Source organism: Mycobacterium europaeum (assembly GCF_002102155.1).
GTDB classification, from domain to species: Bacteria; Actinomycetota; Actinomycetes; order Mycobacteriales; family Mycobacteriaceae; genus Mycobacterium; species Mycobacterium europaeum.
On sequence record NZ_LQOU01000070.1, the window covers coordinates 1 to 18,930 of the forward strand.

18 protein-coding genes are annotated in these 18,930 nt (G+C 68.6%); 6 read left to right on the forward strand and 12 right to left on the reverse strand.

All coding sequences use genetic code 11. From position 1 onward, the window contains the following. Positions 1-73: 73 nt before the first annotated feature. Genes AWC03_RS26100 through AWC03_RS26120 form a run of 5 tightly spaced genes read right to left on the reverse strand, consistent with a single transcriptional unit; the run spans position 74 to position 4,556 of the window. A complete protein-coding gene (locus AWC03_RS26100) occupies positions 74-1,276 on the reverse strand; it encodes a thiolase family protein (protein ID WP_085243600.1) in 1,203 nt (400 codons plus the stop codon). Next, the gene (locus tag AWC03_RS26105) at positions 1,273-1,728 is read right to left on the reverse strand and encodes a hotdog family protein (RefSeq protein WP_085243601.1); all 456 of its coding nucleotides are present in this window, start codon (positions 1,726-1,728) and stop codon (positions 1,273-1,275) included. The genes AWC03_RS26100 and AWC03_RS26105 overlap by 4 nt, the downstream gene beginning before the upstream one ends. A 7-nt stretch (positions 1,729-1,735) precedes the next feature. Beyond that, complete coding sequence (locus tag AWC03_RS26110) at positions 1,736-2,221, reverse strand: MaoC family dehydratase (RefSeq protein WP_085243642.1); 486 nt, start codon at positions 2,219-2,221, stop codon at positions 1,736-1,738. Between the two features lie 4 nt (positions 2,222-2,225). Next, on the reverse strand, positions 2,226-3,362 hold the full coding sequence (locus AWC03_RS26115) for an acyl-CoA dehydrogenase family protein (protein WP_085243602.1): 1,137 nt from the start codon (positions 3,360-3,362) through the stop codon (positions 2,226-2,228). Positions 3,363-3,365: 3 nt separating this feature from the next. Continuing rightward, the gene (locus tag AWC03_RS26120; protein ID WP_085243603.1) at positions 3,366-4,556 is read right to left on the reverse strand and encodes an acyl-CoA dehydrogenase family protein; all 1,191 of its coding nucleotides are present in this window, start codon (positions 4,554-4,556) and stop codon (positions 3,366-3,368) included. 259 nt (positions 4,557-4,815) lie between these two features. Here AWC03_RS26120 and AWC03_RS27570 point away from each other — a divergent pair, with 259 nt between their 5' ends. Then, complete coding sequence (locus AWC03_RS27570) at positions 4,816-4,980, forward strand: hypothetical protein (RefSeq protein ID WP_167542718.1); 165 nt, start codon at positions 4,816-4,818, stop codon at positions 4,978-4,980. Between the two features lie 15 nt (positions 4,981-4,995). On the opposite strand, the gene AWC03_RS26125 is transcribed toward AWC03_RS27570, so the two are convergent. From AWC03_RS26125 to AWC03_RS26135, 3 genes are all read right to left on the reverse strand, one after another. Next, positions 4,996-5,715 carry an aquaporin gene (locus AWC03_RS26125; protein ID WP_085243604.1) on the reverse strand — a complete coding sequence of 240 codons (720 nt, stop codon included), beginning with the start codon at positions 5,713-5,715 and terminating at the stop codon, positions 4,996-4,998. Positions 5,716-5,826: 111 nt separating this feature from the next. Then, positions 5,827-8,493, reverse strand: coding sequence for an FHA domain-containing protein (locus AWC03_RS26130; RefSeq protein WP_085243605.1), 2,667 nt, complete (start codon positions 8,491-8,493; stop codon positions 5,827-5,829). An 89-nt stretch (positions 8,494-8,582) separates the two neighbouring features. Beyond that, positions 8,583-9,620: an alpha/beta hydrolase gene (locus AWC03_RS26135; RefSeq protein ID WP_085243606.1), complete on the reverse strand. Its 1,038-nt coding sequence runs from the start codon at positions 9,618-9,620 to the stop codon at positions 8,583-8,585. 184 nt (positions 9,621-9,804) lie between these two features. Between AWC03_RS26135 and AWC03_RS26140 the strand changes: the two genes are divergently transcribed. After that, on the forward strand, positions 9,805-10,650 hold the full coding sequence (locus tag AWC03_RS26140) for an SDR family NAD(P)-dependent oxidoreductase (RefSeq protein WP_085243607.1): 846 nt from the start codon (positions 9,805-9,807) through the stop codon (positions 10,648-10,650). A gap of 12 nt (positions 10,651-10,662) precedes the next feature. Here the strand turns inward: AWC03_RS26140 and AWC03_RS26145 are convergent, their stop codons facing one another. From AWC03_RS26145 to AWC03_RS26155, 3 genes are all read right to left on the reverse strand, one after another. Next, positions 10,663-11,166: an isoprenylcysteine carboxyl methyltransferase family protein gene (locus tag AWC03_RS26145; protein ID WP_085243608.1), complete on the reverse strand. Its 504-nt coding sequence runs from the start codon at positions 11,164-11,166 to the stop codon at positions 10,663-10,665. 11 nt (positions 11,167-11,177) lie between these two features. Further along, entirely contained in the window at positions 11,178-12,284 is a 1,107-nt protein-coding gene (locus AWC03_RS26150; protein WP_085243643.1) for a type III polyketide synthase, read from the reverse strand. Between the two features lie 119 nt (positions 12,285-12,403). Beyond that, a complete protein-coding gene (locus tag AWC03_RS26155) occupies positions 12,404-14,638 on the reverse strand; it encodes a molybdopterin-dependent oxidoreductase (protein ID WP_085243609.1) in 2,235 nt (744 codons plus the stop codon). A gap of 205 nt (positions 14,639-14,843) precedes the next feature. Between AWC03_RS26155 and AWC03_RS27340 the strand changes: the two genes are divergently transcribed. From AWC03_RS27340 to AWC03_RS26170, 4 genes are all read left to right on the forward strand, one after another. After that, the gene (locus AWC03_RS27340) at positions 14,844-15,020 is read left to right on the forward strand and encodes a hypothetical protein (protein WP_158090007.1); all 177 of its coding nucleotides are present in this window, start codon (positions 14,844-14,846) and stop codon (positions 15,018-15,020) included. 123 nt (positions 15,021-15,143) lie between these two features. After that, positions 15,144-15,578, forward strand: coding sequence for a nuclear transport factor 2 family protein (locus tag AWC03_RS26160; RefSeq protein WP_085243610.1), 435 nt, complete (start codon positions 15,144-15,146; stop codon positions 15,576-15,578). A 182-nt stretch (positions 15,579-15,760) separates the two neighbouring features. Beyond that, entirely contained in the window at positions 15,761-17,149 is a 1,389-nt protein-coding gene (locus AWC03_RS26165; RefSeq protein WP_085243611.1) for a WS/DGAT/MGAT family O-acyltransferase, read from the forward strand. 48 nt (positions 17,150-17,197) lie between these two features. Continuing rightward, positions 17,198-18,070, forward strand: a complete 873-nt coding sequence (locus tag AWC03_RS26170; RefSeq protein ID WP_420845700.1) for an alpha/beta fold hydrolase — start codon at positions 17,198-17,200, stop codon at positions 18,068-18,070. Between the two features lie 84 nt (positions 18,071-18,154). Here the strand turns inward: AWC03_RS26170 and AWC03_RS26175 are convergent, their stop codons facing one another. After that, complete coding sequence (locus AWC03_RS26175) at positions 18,155-18,625, reverse strand: nuclear transport factor 2 family protein (RefSeq protein WP_085243613.1); 471 nt, start codon at positions 18,623-18,625, stop codon at positions 18,155-18,157. Positions 18,626-18,930: the final 305 nt, after the last annotated feature.

Below are 18,930 nucleotides of genomic sequence, written 5' to 3' on the forward strand. Positions count from 1 at the left end.
TCTGGACCAAGACAGCCGACCAAATCCTGACCAGCATCGCCAACTACTGCACCCAAATTAATGACTCAGGACACTAGTCCCCCCGCATCAGCAGCGCGACCTGCTCGCTCATGATGCCGCCGTTGCCGGTGACGAACCCGGTGTGGCAGTCGCGCACCTGCGCGTCGCCCGCCCGCCCCATCACCTGCCTGGCGCCGTCGACGACGTGGTGCATGCCGCCGGCCATCCCGGCCTGCCCGAACGACAGTTGCCCACCGGCGGTGTTGAGCGGGAAGTCGCCGCGGTAGGTCAGATCGTGGCCGCTGATCCACGACATCCCGTCGCCCTTGTCGCAGAAGCCGGCGTCCTCGAGGCTCATCAGCACGGTGATGGTGTAGCAGTCGTAGATCGACGCCACGTCCACGTCCGAGCGTTGCAGGCCGGCCATGGCGAACGCCTTGTCGGCGGCGCGGGCGATCGGGGTGCGCAGCACGTCCTCGGCATAGGTCGGGGTCTTGAAGGCGATGTGCTCGCCAAAACCCTTGATCCACACCGGTCGGTGGCGGCCGCCGCGGGCGATGTCGGCGTTGGCGATCAGGACGCCCGCTCCCCCGTGCACCCGCATCACGGTCTCGAGCATGTGAATGGGATCGGCGATCATCGGGCTGGCGAGCACGTCGTCCACCGTGATCGGGGTGCCGTGGAACACCGCGCCGGGGTGGGCGCACGCGTTGGTCCGCTGATCGACGGCGATTTTGGCCACCGCGGCGGGGTCGTAACCGAATTCGGCGGTGTAGCGCTGGGCGATCTGCGCGTACGGCGCGTTCTGGCCGACGTTGCCATACGGAATCTCGAATTCCGCCTGCGGCGACCCGTAGTTGTTCGACGACGCGCCATACCAATTCGGGGCCGGCGGGGGCCGCTTCTCGGACTGCGGCTGCGATGCCGAGCCGGGGACGACGGCCAGGACGGCGTCGCAGATGCCCAGCTCCACCGCGGCCGCCGCCCGCCAGATCATGCCCGCCGCCGTGGCCCCGCCCAGGTCGACCCGCTCACCGAAGTCCAGGGGCAGGCCGAGGTATTCGCACAGGGTGGCGGGCGCGAACATCGCCGACTCGGCGATGCCGTGCGTCAGCAGGCCGTTGACGGATGAGGCGCCGACGCCCGCGTCGTCGATCACCATCTTCGCCAGCAGGGCGTACTGGTCGAGGGTGAACAGCGGCGGCCGGGTGGGACGCCGCTGCGCAGGCAGCTCGGCGATGCCGACGATCGCGGCGTCGCCGCGCAGCCCGGTCACTGATCGGCTTCCCGGGGCGTTCCGCGCCGGGGCAGCTCGACCGTTGCGGTTCCGGGCATCAGCACCGTCTGCTCGCGACGGCCGGCGATGTCGAGGTCCACCATCCCGGCGCCCTCGTCGGAGAGGCGCTTGCCGGTGATCGTGCCGCCGAAGCTCAGCGGCTGGCCGGGATGGGCGACCGCGCGATTCTGGACGGAAAAGGACACCAGCCGGCCCCGCCCGCCGATCCAGTCCCCGATGGCCCGGCCGAGCAGCGCGGCCTGCAGGGGTCCGTGGACCAGCACGTCGTCGTAGCCTTCGACGTTGCGCGCCCAGTCTTTGTCGTAGTGGATCCGGTGCCCGTTGTAGGTGGCGGCGCTGAAGAAGAACAGCTGGGTTTCGTCGACGGTCACGGTGAGTTCGGGCATCTGGTGGCCCACCTCGACGTCCTCGTAAAAGACTTGGCCGGTCATCGGGCTCCTAGGGACGGGCGATCATGGATGTCGACGCTTCGGCGAGCAGGTCTTGATACTGGTTGTGGTACACCGTGTGCCAGGTGACCAAGACGAATCTGCCGGAGCGGCCTTGCTTTTCGACGATGGAGGAGATGGTGCGCACCATCTCGACTTCGTCGCGGTGATACGCCGGCAGGTGGAAGGCGAAGCTTTCCCCGCCGGCCATCCGCTTGGGAGCACGCGGAAACGCGAGGCTGCCCGAGACCGCTCCGGAGGAACCGTCGGGCCGCAGCGCCTCGAGGGGCGTGACACCGAGCACGGCGTACTGCAGGAACAGCGGCGGGCAGACGATGTCCCGAAAGCCGTTGGCCCTGGCGTAGTCCGGATCGAACCACAGCGGGTTGTGGTCACCGATCGCCGCCGCCCACCGTTGCCAGTCGCGCCGGTTCACCTCGCCCGTCGCCGTCGCGGCGACCGTGCCGACGCGCGACGCCGCGTCGGCGTCGATCAGGTTGTCATCGTTCGGGCTCACCGGCGCTCCTCGAAGTTTCGTCCCAGGCCTCCTCCAGCCACGACGCGGCGACCTCCGCGCCGCCGCCCCAGGTCGATCCCAGCCGTGCCCGCTCGGACCACAGATGCAGATCGGTCTCGGTGACATACCCCATGCCGCCGTGCAATTGGTGGGCGTCCAACGTGATCGACCTGGAAGCGGCGGCGGCGTGCATGCGCGCGATGGCGGTTTCCCGGGTCGCCGTGCGACCGCGCGCGATCCAGAAGACCGCCGCATGCGCGGCCAGCCGGGCCGCCGCGAGGGCGATGTGCATGTCGGCGACGAGGTGTTGGGCGGCCTGGAAAGACGCGATGGGCCGGCCGAATTGGTGACGCAGCTTGGTGTAGTCGACGGTGCGGTCGATGACCGCCTGCCCGACGCCCACCAAGTCCAGCGACCCCAATGCCACCGCCGTGTTGGCCGTGCGCCGCAACGCCGTGGCGGTGACCTCCCCCACCAGCGCATCGACGCCGACCATGACGCCGTCGAAGCGGACGGTGGCGGCCCGGTGACCGCCCGCCATGGCGAGCGGTTCCGTCGTCACACCGGGCGCTTCGGCGTCGACAGCGAACACGAGGGTATTCCCTTGTGCCGCAGCCGACACCACGATGACGTCGGCGACGTCGGCGTCGGCGACGTACTCCGCGGTGCCGTTCAGCCGCCATCGCGCGGACACGGGGTCGGCGCGCAGCGCGGCCGACACCACCGCGGCGTCCCGTGCGCTCCACAGCGCGGTGGTGCCGCGGACCGCGCCGGAAGCCAGGCCCGGCAGCCAGGTGTGCTTGCCCTCCGGGGAGCCGAGCTGGTCGATCGCCAGCGCCGCGTGGATGCTGCTGGAGATCGCCGTCGGGCACAGCGCGCGACCGGCCTCGGTGGCGAAGACGGCGAGGTCGTCCAGCGTGCCGCCGGAGCCGCCGTATTCCTCGCCGATGGCCAGCCCGAGGACACCCGCCTCGATCAGTGCCTTCCACAGCGCCGGGGTGCGCCGGTCGGCGCCCGGTTCGTTCAGCGCGCGCACCAGCGGCACCGGGCACTCGGCGGCCAGCAGGGCCCGCAGCGACGAGGCGAACTCGCGCTGTTCGGCGGTGGGGATCACCTTCATGCGTCAGCGCCCGTAGCTGGGCATCTTGTGCCCGCGCTGGGCGATGATGTCGCGGAGCACCTCGTTGGTGCCGCCGCCGAAACGCATCAGGGGCGCGGCCCGGTAGAGCCGCTCGAAGGTGCCGGCCAGCGGCGCGGCGGGGCTGCGGTGCGCCAGCAATCCGTCCGGGCCGAGCAGATCCAGCGCGAGCACGGCGATGCGCTGGCGCAGCTCGCTGGTGAACACCTTTTCGACGCTGACCTCCACCGACGGGATGACACCGCCGTCGAGGATGGAGGCGGCCTCGTAGCCCATCAGCGTGGCGACCGCCACGTCGGCTTCGGCCTGAGCGAGCCTGCGGCGCAGCGGGGGGCTCTCGGCGGGCACCGTGCCGTCGCGGCGCGGCCGCCGCGCGAGCTCGCGCAGCTCGTCCACGGCGCGGCGCAGGTCGCCCGGGTTGGTCAGCGCACCGCGTTCCAGATCCAGCGCGCCGGTGATGTATGTCCAGCCGCGGTTGACTTCGCCCACCAGGTTGGTGACCGGCACCCGCACGTCGCGAAAGTGCACCTCGTTGGTGCGATAGCCCGACCACGCGTAGAGCGGGCGGACCGTCACGCCGGGACTGTCGATCGGGACGACGATGACCGAGATGCCGCGATGGCGCGCAGCATTGGGGTCGGTGCGCACGCAGAGCCACTCGTGGGTGGCGCGCTGCGCGCCGCTGTTCCAGATCTTGGTGCCGTTGATCACCCACTCGTCGCCGTCGCGGACCGCACTGGTGCGCAGGTTGGCCAGGTCGGTGCCGGCGTCGGGTTCGGAATATCCGACGGCGCAGATCATTTCGCCCCTGGCTATCAGTGGTAGCCATTCGGATTTGTTTTGTTCGGTGCCGTGCCGCATGATCATCGGCGCCACCGAGGTGACCGTCAGGTCGGGCCCGGGGACGCCCCAGTACTCGAATTCGCTCATCAGCAGGTGCAGGTGAATGGCGCCGAGGCCCTCTTTGTCGGCAAGACCGCCGTACTCACGTGGCCAGTTCAGCCCGAACCAGCCCTTCTCGCCGATCTTGCGGCGGAACCGCGCCACCTCGCCGCCCGGGAACTCCAGGTCATGCTCGGCGAGCTCGGCGCGCAGCTCTGCGGTGACGTTCTCGTGGAGGAACTCGCGGACCTCGGCCAGCCACGCGCGCTGCCCGGCGTCGAGTTCAAAGTCCATGCGGGCGCCCGCGCCTTTCTGCCGGCCTTACACCTAGCAGCGTCAGCGTAACGCGAAGGCGATCGTACGCCCGGAATTTCGCCGCGGCGATACGCCCGGCGCCAACAACCCGGGCGCGCCCGCTGTAAACACGCCGTCAAACTCCCGTTAATTCGGATCGGCGCTCTCGCCGATCGCCGGCGCGGCTGCGAAAATGTGTCAATCGGTTGGTCGACGCGGACCAGGACCCTTTGCCCGGCCGCAGCCCGAGGGAGATGTCATGCCCACTGTCGAGACGCGTCTCCGCGACGACTTGCGCAACTATGCCGTCGAATTGCGGCAATTGGCCTACACCCTTCCGCTCGGTGTGGGCGAGCACGCGCTCTTGCAGTTGTCTGACCGCATGCGCGCCGCCGCCGAGCAGGCCATGCGCAAGGGAGCCTGACCGCGGTCGGACGGCTCATATCTCGTCCGGGTTCAGACCGACATACGTCAGGCCCGCGGCGACGGCGGCCATGGCCTGCGCAACGAGATAGATCCATAACGTCGGCCAAGCAAACAGGCCGACGACCGCGGCGCCCACGGTGACCGACGGGTTGAACGCGCCACCGGAAATGGCACCGACCGCGAATGCTCCTGACACCACGGTGAAACCGATGGCCAGGCCGAAGTACGAGTTGTCGGATCGCTTGCTGCTCGTGGCGACGTTGAGCACCACGTAGCACAGGGCGAAGGTGAACAGGAATTCCACGACGAACACGGCGGCCAGCCTGTCGGTCGGCACGATCAACGTCGCCGGCGTCCCGGTGTGGGCGGGATCGACGACCCAATGGACCACCGCCGCCGCGATCAGCCCGGCGCCGAATTGCACGGCCCAGTACCAGGCGGCGTCCCGGAGCGATATCCGCCGCCGCACCAGCACGGCCAGCGTGACCGCCGGGTTGTAGTGGCCCCCGGAGATGTGGCCGCCCGCGTACACCATCACCATCAGCACGGCACCGATGGCCAACGGCGCCAGTGGGTTGCCGCTGCTGACCGCGGCGCCGCAGGTGAACACCAGAAAGAGGGTCCCGATCGCCTCGACCACGCACTTCGCTGTGGTACGCGGCGGGCCGGCGGCACCGGCTTGGTCGGCATCGGCGGTGACGTCGTCGCGCTCGAGCGGGGTGATTCGTTGCATGGCACCACCTTCACCCGAAACGGGGGGTGCCGTCGTCGGTGCTGGCGCCCGTCAAGGCCACCGGCTGGCATCAGTTGCCCGGTACCTGCCAGCTGCAAACGCCGTGCGGGCTCAGCCGCCCCTGAGCCGGATCTTCCAGCGGACGAAGCTCAGGTAGAAGACGCTGATCACCACGAGCATGGCGATGTCGAACCACCACGCGGCAGGCGTATGCCGCCAGTGCGAGTCCTTCGGGCTGAGCGGTCCGGGCACCAGCTTGGTCAGGTCGGCGGTCGAGGCCGACGCGGCGAAGCCCCAGCGCGCCGGGGTGACCCAGGACATCTGGTCCAGCCCGAGTCGTCCGGTCACCGGAATCATGCCGCCGGAGAACACCAGCTGCGACATGACGGCCACCACCAGCAGCGGCATGATCTGTTCGTTCGACCTGGCGATGGCCGACAGCGCCAGCCCGAGCATGGCCGAGGCCACGCAGGTCAACGCGACGTCGGCGAACAGTTCGAGACCGGGCCGGCCCAGGGCCACCGCGCCCTGGGTGGGACCGCCCTTGCCGATCAGCACGATCACGGTCACGATCGCCGACTGGATGACCGCGAAAACCGTGTAGACGCAGACCTTGGCCAGCAGGTAGGCGCTGGTGGACAGCCCGACCGCCTGTTCGCGCAGGAAGATGGGGCGTTCACCGATCAGGTCGCGGATGGTCAGCGCCGTCCCCATGAACACCGCTCCGACGTTGAGCAGCACCAGGATCTGCCCGGGCTCGTTGGGCGCGGCGCCGTAGGGGTTGGGGATGCCGAACCCGACGTTGCCGGGCACCGACATGGACAGCGAGCCCATGATGAACGGCAGCACCGCCAGGAACACGAAGTAGCCCCGGTCGGAGAAGATCAGCCGGACCTGCCGCCGCGCGATCGTGGAGAACTGCCGGAACAGGCTGGTGTGCGACGGGTCGCCCAGGTCGGCGGGCTGCTGCGCCGGGGGCGGGGGCGGTGTCGGGCCCGTGCGCGCCAGGTAGCGCGCCTTCGCCCCGTCCGGGTCGCCCGCGACGCTGCTGAAGATGTCGGCCCAGTTCGTGGTCCCCATGGCCGACCCGATCTGGCTGGGCGGCCCACAGAAGGCGGTCTTGCCGCCGGGGGCCAGCAGCAGCACCTGGTCGCAGACGTCCAGGTAGGTCAGCGAGTGGGTGACCACGAGCACGACGCGACCGGCGTCGGCCAGCTGTCGCAGCATGGTCATCACCTGGCGGTCCAGCGCCGGGTCCAGGCCGGAGGTCGGCTCGTCGAGGATCAGCAGCGACGGCCCGGTGAGCAACTCCAAGGCAACCGAGGCGCGCTTGCGCTGGCCGCCGGAGAGCTTGTCGACCCGGGTGTGCAGGTGCTGGGTCATCTCGAGTTCCTCGAGCACCCGGGCGACCACCTGGGCGCGGTCTTCCTTGGTGGTGTCGGGCGGCAACCGCAGTTCGGCGGCATACATCAGCGCCTGCTGCACCGTCAGCTGCCCGTGCACCACGTCGTCCTGGGGCACCATGCCGATCCGGCTGCGCAGCGAGGCGTACTCGGCGTGGACGTTGTGGCCCTCGAACGCGACCGTGCCCCTGGTCGGGTGCGTGTATCCCGCGACCAGCCGGGCGAAGGTCGACTTGCCCGCGCCCGACGGCCCGATGACGGCCGTCAGCGTCCCCGGCTGCGCGCCCAACGAGATGTCGTCCAGCAGCGTCTTGTTGTTCTCGATCGTCCACGTCACGCCGCGCACGTCCAGGCCGCCGGTGGGGGTTGCGGTCGCACTCTCGTCGCGGCGGGCCAGCGTGCCGCCGGCGAAGACGAGGTCGATATTGCCGATCGTGACGACGTCGCCCTCGTGCAGCACGGCCGAGTCGACCCGGGCGCCGTTGACGAACGTGCCGTTGATGCTGCGGTTGTCGCGGATCTCGGTGCCGTGCGGCGTCGGGACCAAGGTGGCGTGATGGCGCGACGCCAGCACCTCGGGAATGACGATGTCGTTGTCGTTGGCCCGACCGATCTTGATCGCGCCCGGTACCGATTCCACCGCCTTGCCCGGCCGCAGGATCTTCATCATCGATGTCGCGATGTTGGACGCGTCCCCGCCGACCCGCCCGGTCTCCAGGCCCGCCGGCTGCCCGCCATGGGCCGGGGGCGCGGTGGTGGCCTGCGGGCGGTAGATCTGCGGGGCGTGTTGCGGCCCGCTGTGCGGCGCCGCAGGTTGCCCGGCGGTCGGGTACCGCGGCTGCGGGGCTGACGGGTGGCTCGGCATCGATCCACTCGGTGGCTGGACGGGCTGGGGTCCGCTGGGCTGATGTGTGGGCTGCCGGAACGAGGCGGACGCCGGCTGCTGGGGCTGGCCGGGCCAGTGCGCGCCGGGCGGCTGGGGGTGGGTCACGCGGGGGCCCGCCGCGCCGGCCGGGTTGACGATCGGGATGGACGTCGTCAGCGGGGGCCGCCCGGCCGAGCCCTGGTGTCGGCCGACCTCGAAGGTCAGCGCCGGGCCGTCCGGATTGCCGATGTTCACGCGCATGCCGTCCTGGATGTCGAGCATGGGCACGCGCTGGTGGTTGACGAACAGTCCGTTGAGGCTGCCGTTGTCGATGGCTATCCATCGGCCCTGGTCGAATCGAACGATGAGGTGCGTGCGGGAGATCAGGGGATGTGCCACTCGAACGTCGGCGCGGAGGTCACGCCCGATTGAGACATCGTTGCCTGCGGCGAACGTGCGCTCGGATCCTTCGTACCGGACGGTCAACACAGGTGGGGCTGGTCGGCTCATTACGACCCACTGTATCGGCAGCGGCGCGAAACGGGTCGCCGAATCTCGGCCGGGCCGACTTCACGCGGCCCGGGCACTTTCTGGGTCGGTTAGCCGGCGGCCGCGGCGGTGTGCAGGCCGCGCCGCCACGGCGTGGCCGCGGCGGTGACGTCCTTGACGAAATCGCCGAGGTAGCGGATGGCGCGCCTGCCCTCCGGCAGGATGTCCGCCGCCAACGGAAAATCGTGGATTTGCCCGTCCCACAAGTGCAGATCACACGGAACTCCACTGGCTTCCAAGCGCTTTGCCATCAGTTCGGCGTCCGGGAGCAGCAGCTCGTCGGAGCTGGCGTGAATCGTCACCGGCGGCAGCGAGGACAGATCGGCATCCACCGGCGAAGCCACGGTGGACTCGCCGCGCCCCTCCAAAACCTGTGCCTGACTAAGATATTGGGCGAACATCGACAACGCCCCGCGGGTGAACATCGAGCACTTGCGCGCGTTGCGGTGCCGCAGCTTTCGGGCCGGGTCGGCATCGGTGAACGGGGAGATGGTCGCGATCCCCGCCGGCCGCATCACCTCGCTGCTGATGGCCAGCAACGAGGTCATGAACGCAAGGTATCCCCCGGCAGAGTCGCCGGCGACGACCACCTGGTCGCCGTCGAAACCGCGATCCTGCAGCCAACGAAGCCCGCTCATCCCGTCGTCGATCGCGTCGGTGATGTGATGCGAAGGCAGCTTTCGGTATCCCAGGGTGAGCACGGCGGCATCCGCCGCCTTCGACAAGCGGGTGACCACCGAGCGATGCGTGTTGAGACCGCAGGTGAGGAAGGCGCCGCCGTGCAAATAGAGGATCGCCCGGTCGGTCGACGCCCCGTGGGCGCAAACCCATTCGGCGGCACAGTTTTCCAGTTGAACCGGTTCGATTTCTGCGGAGATGCCGAACCGCGGCACCATTCCCGCGAGCCCGTCGACATATTCGAATGGCCAGTGCAGATTCGGGGTGGCGGCCCAGGCGCGCACGGTGTTCTTCACGATCATTCGGCTGGCCAGGGAGACCGCGACCGACTGCGGGCTGTGGCGACGGTGCACCCGCCGCTTCATTGCGCCACTTGGCAATAAGCGATGTGGATCGGTGGTGCTAACCATGCAATCCCTCCTAAGTGGGCACGGAATACCCACGCGGGGCCGGGAAAAACTGCGGGTGAAGGGGCCACGAATGTTGGGTACATCACGGTTTACCGCGGGTAGCCGATGGGTATAGGTCGACGCTTCCGGCTCTTCACCGGGCCCGGGCCCCGTGGATTTCGCCCGGTGGCCCAGGATATGAGCGATGAACCACGATTCGCGCGCTGACGCGTTGTTGAGTGGCCGGGTAGCGGTGGTGACCGGCGGTGGCGGCGGCATCGGCGCGGCCACCGCCAGGGTGTTCGCGGGGCAGGGCGCCCACGTGGTGATCGTCGATGTCGACGCCGGGCTTGCCGCGGGGACGGTCGACGAGATCGCGGCCGCGGGCGGATCGGCTGTGGCGGTGGTCAGCGACGTCCGGGACGCGGATGCCGTCGACGACTTGGCGCGATCGGTGCTGGATCGCTACGGCCGGGCGGACGTCCTGGTCAACAACGTGGGCCACTGGCTGCGGCATCCGGGCAACTTCGTCGACACCGATCCCGAGTTCTGGGCCGAGCTTTACCGGATCAACCTGCACCACGTCTTGCTTGTCACCCGCGCTTTCCTGCCGGCGATGGTCGCCCGGCGGGCCGGCGCGATCGTCAACGTCTCCTCCGTCGAGGGGCTGCGCGGCTACCCGGAGGACCCGGTCTACGCGGCCTTCAAGGCCGCCGTCATCCAGTTCACCCGCAGCCTCGCCGTACAGGTGGGCGGGCACGGGGTGCGGGTCAACGCGATCGCCCCCGACGTCACCGAATCGCTGCAGGTGCCCTACTCGCAATGGCTGTCGGCCGAGGAGCAGGCGCAGTGGCCGCAATGGGTCCCGGTCGGCCGGATGGGTGTGCCCGAGGACCAGGCCGACGTGATCCTCTTTCTGGCATCCGACCTCTCGGCGTTCGTCACCGGCCATACCATCCCGACCGACGGCGGCACCGGCGCGGCGGGCGGCTGGTTCCGCTCGACGCGCCGGCCCGACCGCGAGTGGACGAATCGTCCGATCGCCCCCTGATGGCTCGGGCGCTCACACCAGGCCCAACGCGGCGTTCTCCGCCCGGATGCGGACGTTGAGCACCAGTGCGTTGGCGATGCTGAACGCGATCGCCGTCAGCCACGCCGAGTGCACCAGCGGCAGCGCGGCCACCTCGGCCGCGACGGCGGTGTAGTTCGGGTGGCGCACCCATCGATAGAGCCCGTCACGCACCAAGGGTGCGCCCGGGATGACGATGAGCCGTGGATTCCAATGCCTGCCGAGCACGCTCACGCAACGCCAGCGCACCACGGTGCTCAGCGCCACGACCGCGAGCATCGGCCAGCCCAGCCATCCGATGAAGGGCCGTGCGAAGACCCAGGTTTCCACGACGCACGAAACCAGCAGCAGGGCATGCATGCTGACCATGGCCGGGTAGTGGTCGCGGCCGAATTCCTTGCCGCCGTGCGCCAGTGACCATTTGGTGTTCCGTTGTGAGACCGCGAGCTCGACCAGGCGCTCGGCGCCGATGGCCAGAATGAACAGGTAGTAGTACATGGCCTCGCCCCTCACCACTGCAGCAGCAGCAGCTCGAAGCTGAAGCCCGGGCCCATCGCCAGCATCACCCCGAAGGCCCCTTCGGCCGGCGGTTGGGCGACCGTGCGGCGTAGCACGTCGAGCACCGACGCCGAGGAGATGTTGCCGTTGTCGCGCATCGAGTTTCGGCTGTGAACCAGCGCCTCCGACGAAAGACCGAGTGCTTCTTCTATCGAGTCCAGGACCTTCGGGCCGCCGGGATGACACACCCACGTCGAGATGTCGGCCAGGGACAGGCCGTGGTCGGCCAGGAAACCGTCGACCTCGTCCCGCAGGTAGGCATCGGCCATCTTGGGCACGTCGCGCGACATCACCAGCTGGAAGCCGGTGGATCCCACGTTCCACCCCATGACGTCAACGGTCTCGGGCACCACGCAGCTGCGCGTCCCCAGGAGCCGGGGCGCACGACGTCCGTTGTGGGCAGGCGGGATTCGGTCGGCTCCGGTGGCGACCACGGCGGCGGCACCGTCGCCGAACAGGGAGACCCCGATCAGCGCGGGGATCGAGGTGTCGTCGCGCTGCAGCGTGAGGGAACACAGCTCGACGGACAGGAGCAGGGCCACATCCCCCGGGTAGCCGTGCAGGTAGTCGTGCACGCGCGCCATCCCGGCGGCGCCGGCCACACAGCCGAGGCCGAACAGCGGAACGCGTTTAACGTTGGGCCGCAGTCCGATTCGGGTCATCAGCCGTGCATCGATGGTGGGTACCGCGATGCCGGTGCTGGAGACCATCACGATGGTGTCCACCTCGTGTGCCGCGATGCCGGCCTCCTCCAACGCCGAACGTATCGCCCGTTCCCCGAGATCGACCGCGACCTCGAGATAAGCATCGTTGGCTTCGGTGAAGCCGCTCAGCTGTGGGTAGCGTGACAGCGGCAGCGCGAGACTGCGGTGGTCTACCCCCGTCGTCTCGGCGAAACGCAGGAACCGCGGATCGGTGAATTCGGTGAGCTCGCGGGCGACTTCGTCTTGGTTGTAGCGGTGCGGGGTGAAGGCCACCGCCGCCCCGGCGATGTGCGGTGCGCCCTGCTCGCGGTGAGCGGCCCGGCGCGGCGATGTGAGATGCGTTGTTGCGGTCATGCCTATGCCGACGACGGGCCACGCCGCGGGGTTCATCCGAATGACTCGGGGGTGAGATGAACCACAAGGCGGCGCTTGCCGTTAATCAACCGAGGGGGTGGCAGGGGACGTAGCGCGACTCAGGGTGTCTGCGCGGGGCGGAACCGGGCCTGGTCGTCGATGATCGTGACCGGTATGCCGTTGAGCGCACCGTTTCCGGACGGCTCGTCGATGAATGTCGGTGGGGAAAGCACATTCGTGTTGACCCCCGGTGAATTGTTGGCGACCGCCAGGCGAGTGCCCGGCTTGCCGTGCCCCCATCCGTGGGGCATCGACACCACGCCCGGTTTGATCGCGTCGGTGATCTCCACGGGCACTTTGATCTCGCCGGCCGCCGATTTCACGGTGACGACGTCGTCGTCGGCGACACCGCAGCGCACCGCGTCGTCGGGATGAATCAGCAACGTGCAGCGGTCCTTTCCCTTCATCAGCGCCGGCACGTTGTGCAGCCAGGTGTTGTTCGAGCGCAGGTGCCTGCGACTGACCAGGACCAGCGGCTCGGCGGGCCGCTCCAGCCGCGCCGTGAGCCTCGGCAGGTCATCCAGCAGGTATTGCGGGGCGAGATGGATCTTCTTGTCGAGGGTGCCCAAGATCTCGGGTAGCTGCGGCACCATCGGCCCGAAGTCGATGCCGTTCGGGTTGGCCTTGAGCAGGTCCAGGGTGAGCCCGCCCGGGTTCTTGCCGTACTGGTCACCGAACGGTCCGGTCCGCAGCGTGAGGTCGAGCATGCGTTCGGGGCCGCCCTGCGTGTAGAGCTCGCGGATCTCCGCGCCATCAAGCCCTTTGGTGAACGCCAGGTAGTCGAAGAATCCGTCGTCGATCGCCGCGACGTCGACGTCCTCCGCCGGCGTCCCGGTGCACAGGCCGGTCAGCCGGATCAGGATCTCCCATTCGTGCGGGCGGTCTCCAGGATCGAACACCGGCGCCGAGTAGTTCGCGATGCTGCGGATCGCAAAAAGCAGGATCAGGTCGTCGTGGTGCGGCTGCTCGAGCGGGGACAGGCCGGGCAGGATCACATCGGCGTGCCGCGTCGTCTCGTTGAGCCAAAGGTCAACGGAGATCATCGCTTCCAGCATTGGAAGCACCTCGTCGAGCTTGTCTCCGCCCGGGGTGGACAAGACGGGATTGCCGGCGACGGTGATCAGCGCCTTCAGCTGCCCCTCTCCCGGGGTGGCGATCTCCTCGGCCATGCAGGACACCGGCGCCTGGCCCAGCACTTCCTTCGCCCCGCGCACCCGGGTGTGCCAGCGGCCGAATTCCGGGAGGCCACCCTCCAGGCCGGGCAATGGCTGGGTGGTGATCGACCACGCCGCCGGCTTCGGAAACATCGCTCCCCCGGGCACGTCGAAGTGGCCGGTCAAGATGTTGATCACGTCCACCAGCCAGCTGGCCAGGCTGCCGAACTCCTGGTTACACAAGCCGATTCGCCCGTACACCACGGACTTATCGGTGCCGGCCAGTTCCCGGGCCAACCGCCGGATGCGGTCCTCGTCGATGCCGGTGACCGCGCTGACGCGTTCCGGCGGCCAATCCGCGGCCACCCGGCGCATGGTGTCGACACCGTCGACGTATGGTCCGGGATTGATCAAATCTTCGTCGAACAGCGTGTGCGCCACGGCCAGCAGCAGCGCGGCGTCGGTCCCGGGCACGACGGGCAGCCACTCGTCGGCGCGGGCCGCGGTCTGCGTGCGCACCGGGTCGATCACGATCACCTTGCCGCGCTTGCGGATCGCCTCGATCAGGCCCATCACGTCGGGCGCGGCCAGCAGCGAGCCCTGCGACGCTGCGGGGTTGGCACCCATGATGACCATCAGGTCGGTGCGTTCGATGTCGGGCACGGGGAAGTTCCACCAGAGGCCGTACATCAGGTGCGAGGACAGGTTCTTCGGCCATTGGTCGACGGTCCCCGGTGAATACGTCACCGGCATCCCGGACATCCCCATCAGCACTCCGGCGTACCGGGCCAGCGAAAACGAGTGTGCCAGCGGGTTGCCGGTGTAAGCGGTGACCGCGCCGATCCCGTATTTCTCGATCACCGGCGTCAGCAACTCGGTGCAGCGGCGGAACGCCGCGTCCCAGCCGACCTCGTGCCATTGGCCGTCGACCTTGATCATGGGCCGGCGGATGCGGTCCGGGTCGTCGTGCAGCGCCGCAAGTGAGACACCCTTCGGGCAGATGTGTCCGCGGCTCCACACGTCGTCGCGGTTTCCCCGGATGCTGGTGACCTTGCCGTCGTTGACCTGAATCTCCAAGCCGCACATGGCTTCACAGAGGGGGCAGGTGCGCACGTGCCTGCCGTCTTCGCCCGTCGTCACCCACCCACTGTATTCCGCTACTGTCCGTCGCGGAAGTGGCAAAGTCCGCTGCCGGGCCCAACGAATTCCTTGAGAGCCATTTGAATCGGGCCGGTGCGCTGTACAAGGCGAGTCGCCGAACTTAGCGTCGACGCCGGACGCCACATTCAGGGGAGGGAGCTGGCTCGTTGAGGATCGAAGCGGACCCCGCGGATCGGGATCTGCCATGAGCGATCAGGCCATCGGCATCGACTACCTGCGCGCTGAAGTCATCGACCGGATCGACGCCCAGCCCTTCGAGGACTGGTCCCCCGCCCTGCTGCGGGCCCTGATCGCGGTCTTCGACCTCAACGGCGTGGTCCCGGCCGCCCCCCGCGGCCTCCGCCCTCACCTCGTGAAGTAGCCGCCACGACCGCGAAAGCGCCACTGACAGCGCGGCTTCCGCAAAGACCCGCCCCCGAGGGATCTTCCACGGATTAGGCTCCGGCATAGTCCGGCGACCCGGCGCGAGAACGGAGCCACCGCGGTGGAGATGTGGGAATTGTCCGCCCGAGAGCGGATCCGCGACACCATCGCCCGCTACAACTGGGCGGGAGACTCCGGCGACGTGGACGGCCTCGCCGAGACGTTCTGCGCGGAGGGCGTCCTGGAAATCCGCGGCTCCGAGCCGCTGCGGGGCCGAACGGCGATCGCCGCGTTCCTGCGTGGTGTCGCCGTCGCGCGGCAGCCCGGCGTCAAGCCGATCGTCCGGCACATCGTCACCAACGTGCTGTTCGCCGGGCTGGATCGCGACACGGCGCATGTGTCGTCGTACTTCACCGTGCTCACCCACGTCGGACTCGACCACGCCGGCCGCTACCGCGACACCCTGGTGCGCGATGGCGACACCTGGCTCATCAGCCACCGGAAGGTCTCGACCGACTGGGCGGCCCCGAACTCGGCCATGGCGCGCCGGAGGTGAACGGCCGTGGCGATTCCGTTGAATGTCTGGCTGACAATGTTTGCCGTCGGCCGCTCAACGGCTACAGATAGAAATCACACCTAGACATTGCGGTTGATCCTGATTGCGTTCGCCGGTCGGATCCGGGGCTGAGCGCATGCTGTATGACCAGCGGTCATAGCGCACCGACGAGACGAGCGGATATGCAACGACTGAGCGGCTTAGACGCATTCTTCCTGTACCTGGAATCACCGACGCAACCATTGAATATTTGCTGCGTGCTGGAGCTGGACCCGTCGACCATGCCGGGCGGTTACACCTTCGACGGGCTGCGCGAAGCGCTGTCGGCGCGAATGGACGCGGTGCCCGAATTCCGTCTCAAGCTGGCCGACAGCCAGCTGAACTTCGACCACCCGGTCTGGACCGACGACGGTGATTTCGACCTCGGACGCCATCTGCACCGGGCCGCCGTCCCCGCCCCCGGCGGCCCCCGGGAGTTAGCGGAGATCTGCGGCCACGTCGCCGGGCTCCCGCTCGATCGCGATCGACCGCTGTGGGAGATGTGGGTGATCGAGGGCCTGCACGGCAACGAGGCGCTGGCCGTCGTCCTCAAGGTGCACCACGCGGTGGTGGACGGGGTGGGCGGGGCCAACCTGTTGGCCCAGTTGTGCAGCAGCGTGCCGGACGCCCCGGCGCCCGCACCCGCCACCCGATCCGGCGCGGCGAATCCCCTTCAGATCGCCGCCTCGGGGCTGCTCGCCGCCGGGCTGCGGCCGTGGCGCCTGGCCAAGGTGATACCGGCGACCGCACTGACGCTGGCCCAAACCGTGCTGCGCGCCCGCGGCGGTGGGCACACGATGGCGGCCCCATTCGCCGGGCCGCCGACGCCGTTCAACGGACGCTTCACCAAGCGCCGCAACGTCGCCCTGGCCAACCTGGACCTGGAGGACGTCAAGAAGGTCAAAACCAGGTTCGGGGTCACGGTCAACGACGTGGTGACCGCGCTGTGCGCGGGGGCGCTGCGGCAGTTCCTGCTGGATCGGGGCGAACTGACCGACGCCCCGATGGTGGCCAGCGTGCCGGTCTCGGTCCGGGGCAAATCGGACCGTCCGGGCCGCAACCAGACCACCTGGATGCTGTGCCGGCTGGAGACGCACATCGACGATCCGGGGCAACGACTGCGCAGCATCGCGGCAGGCAACGCCGCGGCCAAGGATCACGCCGCCGCCCTGGGTCCCAGCCTGCTGCAGGACTGGACGCAGGTGGCCGGGCAGACGATGTTCGGCGCCGCGATGAAGCTGTTGCCACGCATCCCGCTGCCCGAGAAACCGCCACACAACCTGGTGATGTCCAACGTGCCCGGCCCGCAGGAACAGCTCTACTTCCTGGGCTGCCGACTCGACGCCATGTATCCGCTGGGTCCGATCATCGCCGGCGCCGCGCTCAACATCACCGTGATGTCGCTCAACGGACGGCTCGGCGTGGGCCTGATCGCCTGCCCCGACCTGGTCGCCGACCTGTGGGACCTTGCCGACGCGTTCCCCGCCGCGCTCAAAGAGCTGCTGAACTGCAGCGAGCCCAGCCACGACTAGACGGGGCCCGCGGAACCCCGTGGGGCCGTCTGGCCGCGGCATGGCAAGGTGACTTCCGTGGCAGACACCGTTGCGCAACCTGACCTGCGTGAAATCAGCACTCCCAAGGGCGCTTTGCGCTACTACGACACCGGACCGGAGTCCGCCCCGGTGCTGTTGTTCCTGCACGGCTCCGGCCCGGGCGTCACCGGGTGGCGCAACTTCCGCGGCATCCTGCCCGCATTCGCCGAGCGGTTCCGCTGCCTGATCCTGGAGTTTCCCGGCTTCGGCGTCAGTGACGACTTCGGCGGCCACCCGATGGTCACCGCGTTCGGCACCGTGTCGCCCTTCCTGGACGCGCTCGATGTCAAGAAGGTGCACATCGTCGGCAACTCGATGGGCGGCGGGGTCGGCATCAACTTCGCTACCCACAACCCCGACCGCGTCGACCGGTTGGTGACGATCGGCGGCATCGGGACCAACATCTTCAGCCCGAGCCCCAGCGAGGGCATCCGGCTGCTGCAGGAGTTCGTCGAGGACCCCACCCGGCAGCGGCTGGTCGACTGGCTCAAGTCGATGGTCTACGACCAGGCGCTGATCACCGAGGAGCTGATCGGGGAACGCTGGAAGCTGGCCACCGACCCGGACACGCTGGCCGCGGCGCGCCGCATGTACGGGAAAGCGGCCTTCGCCGCGATGAACGCCGCGATGGCAGCCTCCGACCGCCCGATGCCGTGGGCCGTCATGCACAAGCTGACCGCGCCCACCCTGCTGACGTGGGGACGGGACGACCGGGTGAGCCCGCCGGACATGGCGCTCATCCCGATGCGCACCATCCCCAACGCGGAGCTGCACATCTTCCCCAACTCCGGGCACTGGGCGATGATCGAGGCCCGCGAGGCGTTCGAGAGCGTCGTGCTGGCGTTTCTCTCGCGGGCCTAGGCGCCCACGCCCCCTCGAGATCGACGCCAGCGCGAAAAAGTGCGAGAAGCCTTGGCGCTGACGTCGATTTCGACGAACCGCGGGCTAGCCCGTCAGGCCTCTGGTCAACAACGCGTGCGCGTCGGGGTTGCCGTCCAGGACGCGGGTGGTGCGAACGCCGATCCGCCACTCGCCCTCGATCCTTAGCAGCGCAAAATGGTTTGCGGCGCAACGCCATACCCGGTAGCCATCACCGTCTCGGATCAGAACCACAGACTCGCACACCGCCTCCGCCGTGTCGCCGCTGACGGTGACGACGCACGGACCCAGGAAGTGACAGCACCCCTTGGCCACCAGCTTCTGGTGGGCCGACGACTGCACCATGGCGTGCACCTGCTCCCGGCCCTCCATGCGCCAGCCGTCGACGTCATAGATTCCGTCGGGCGCCCACAACCGTGCGGCCGCGTCGGCATCCCCCGCATCCACCGCCGGTCCGTACGAGGCGATGAGCCGGGCGATGTCGCGTTCGTCCTCGAGTCGGCGCAGCCGCATGGACAAGTCGTCGGTGTCGGTCATGGTTCCTCATCATCGTCGGGATTGGTGCGGCGGACCATCATCAGGCGTGACCACGACGGCCCATTGGGTTTGCTCAATATATGGATCAGGCGGCCCGAAGATTTCGATCGAAGCCTCCTAACAGCTGCGACCAGTTTTTACATGATCGTTACGCGGATTCATCTCAAGTTGCTGGAGCGTTGACCGCGGGTTAGGTTGGTCGGGTTTTCGGTCGCGGCCAACGTCGGTCGGCGGCCTCCCTCGCGGATGACCGCGTAGCCACCATTCGTCAGGTGCGGGAAAGGGGTTGCGGGTGCGACAGCTTT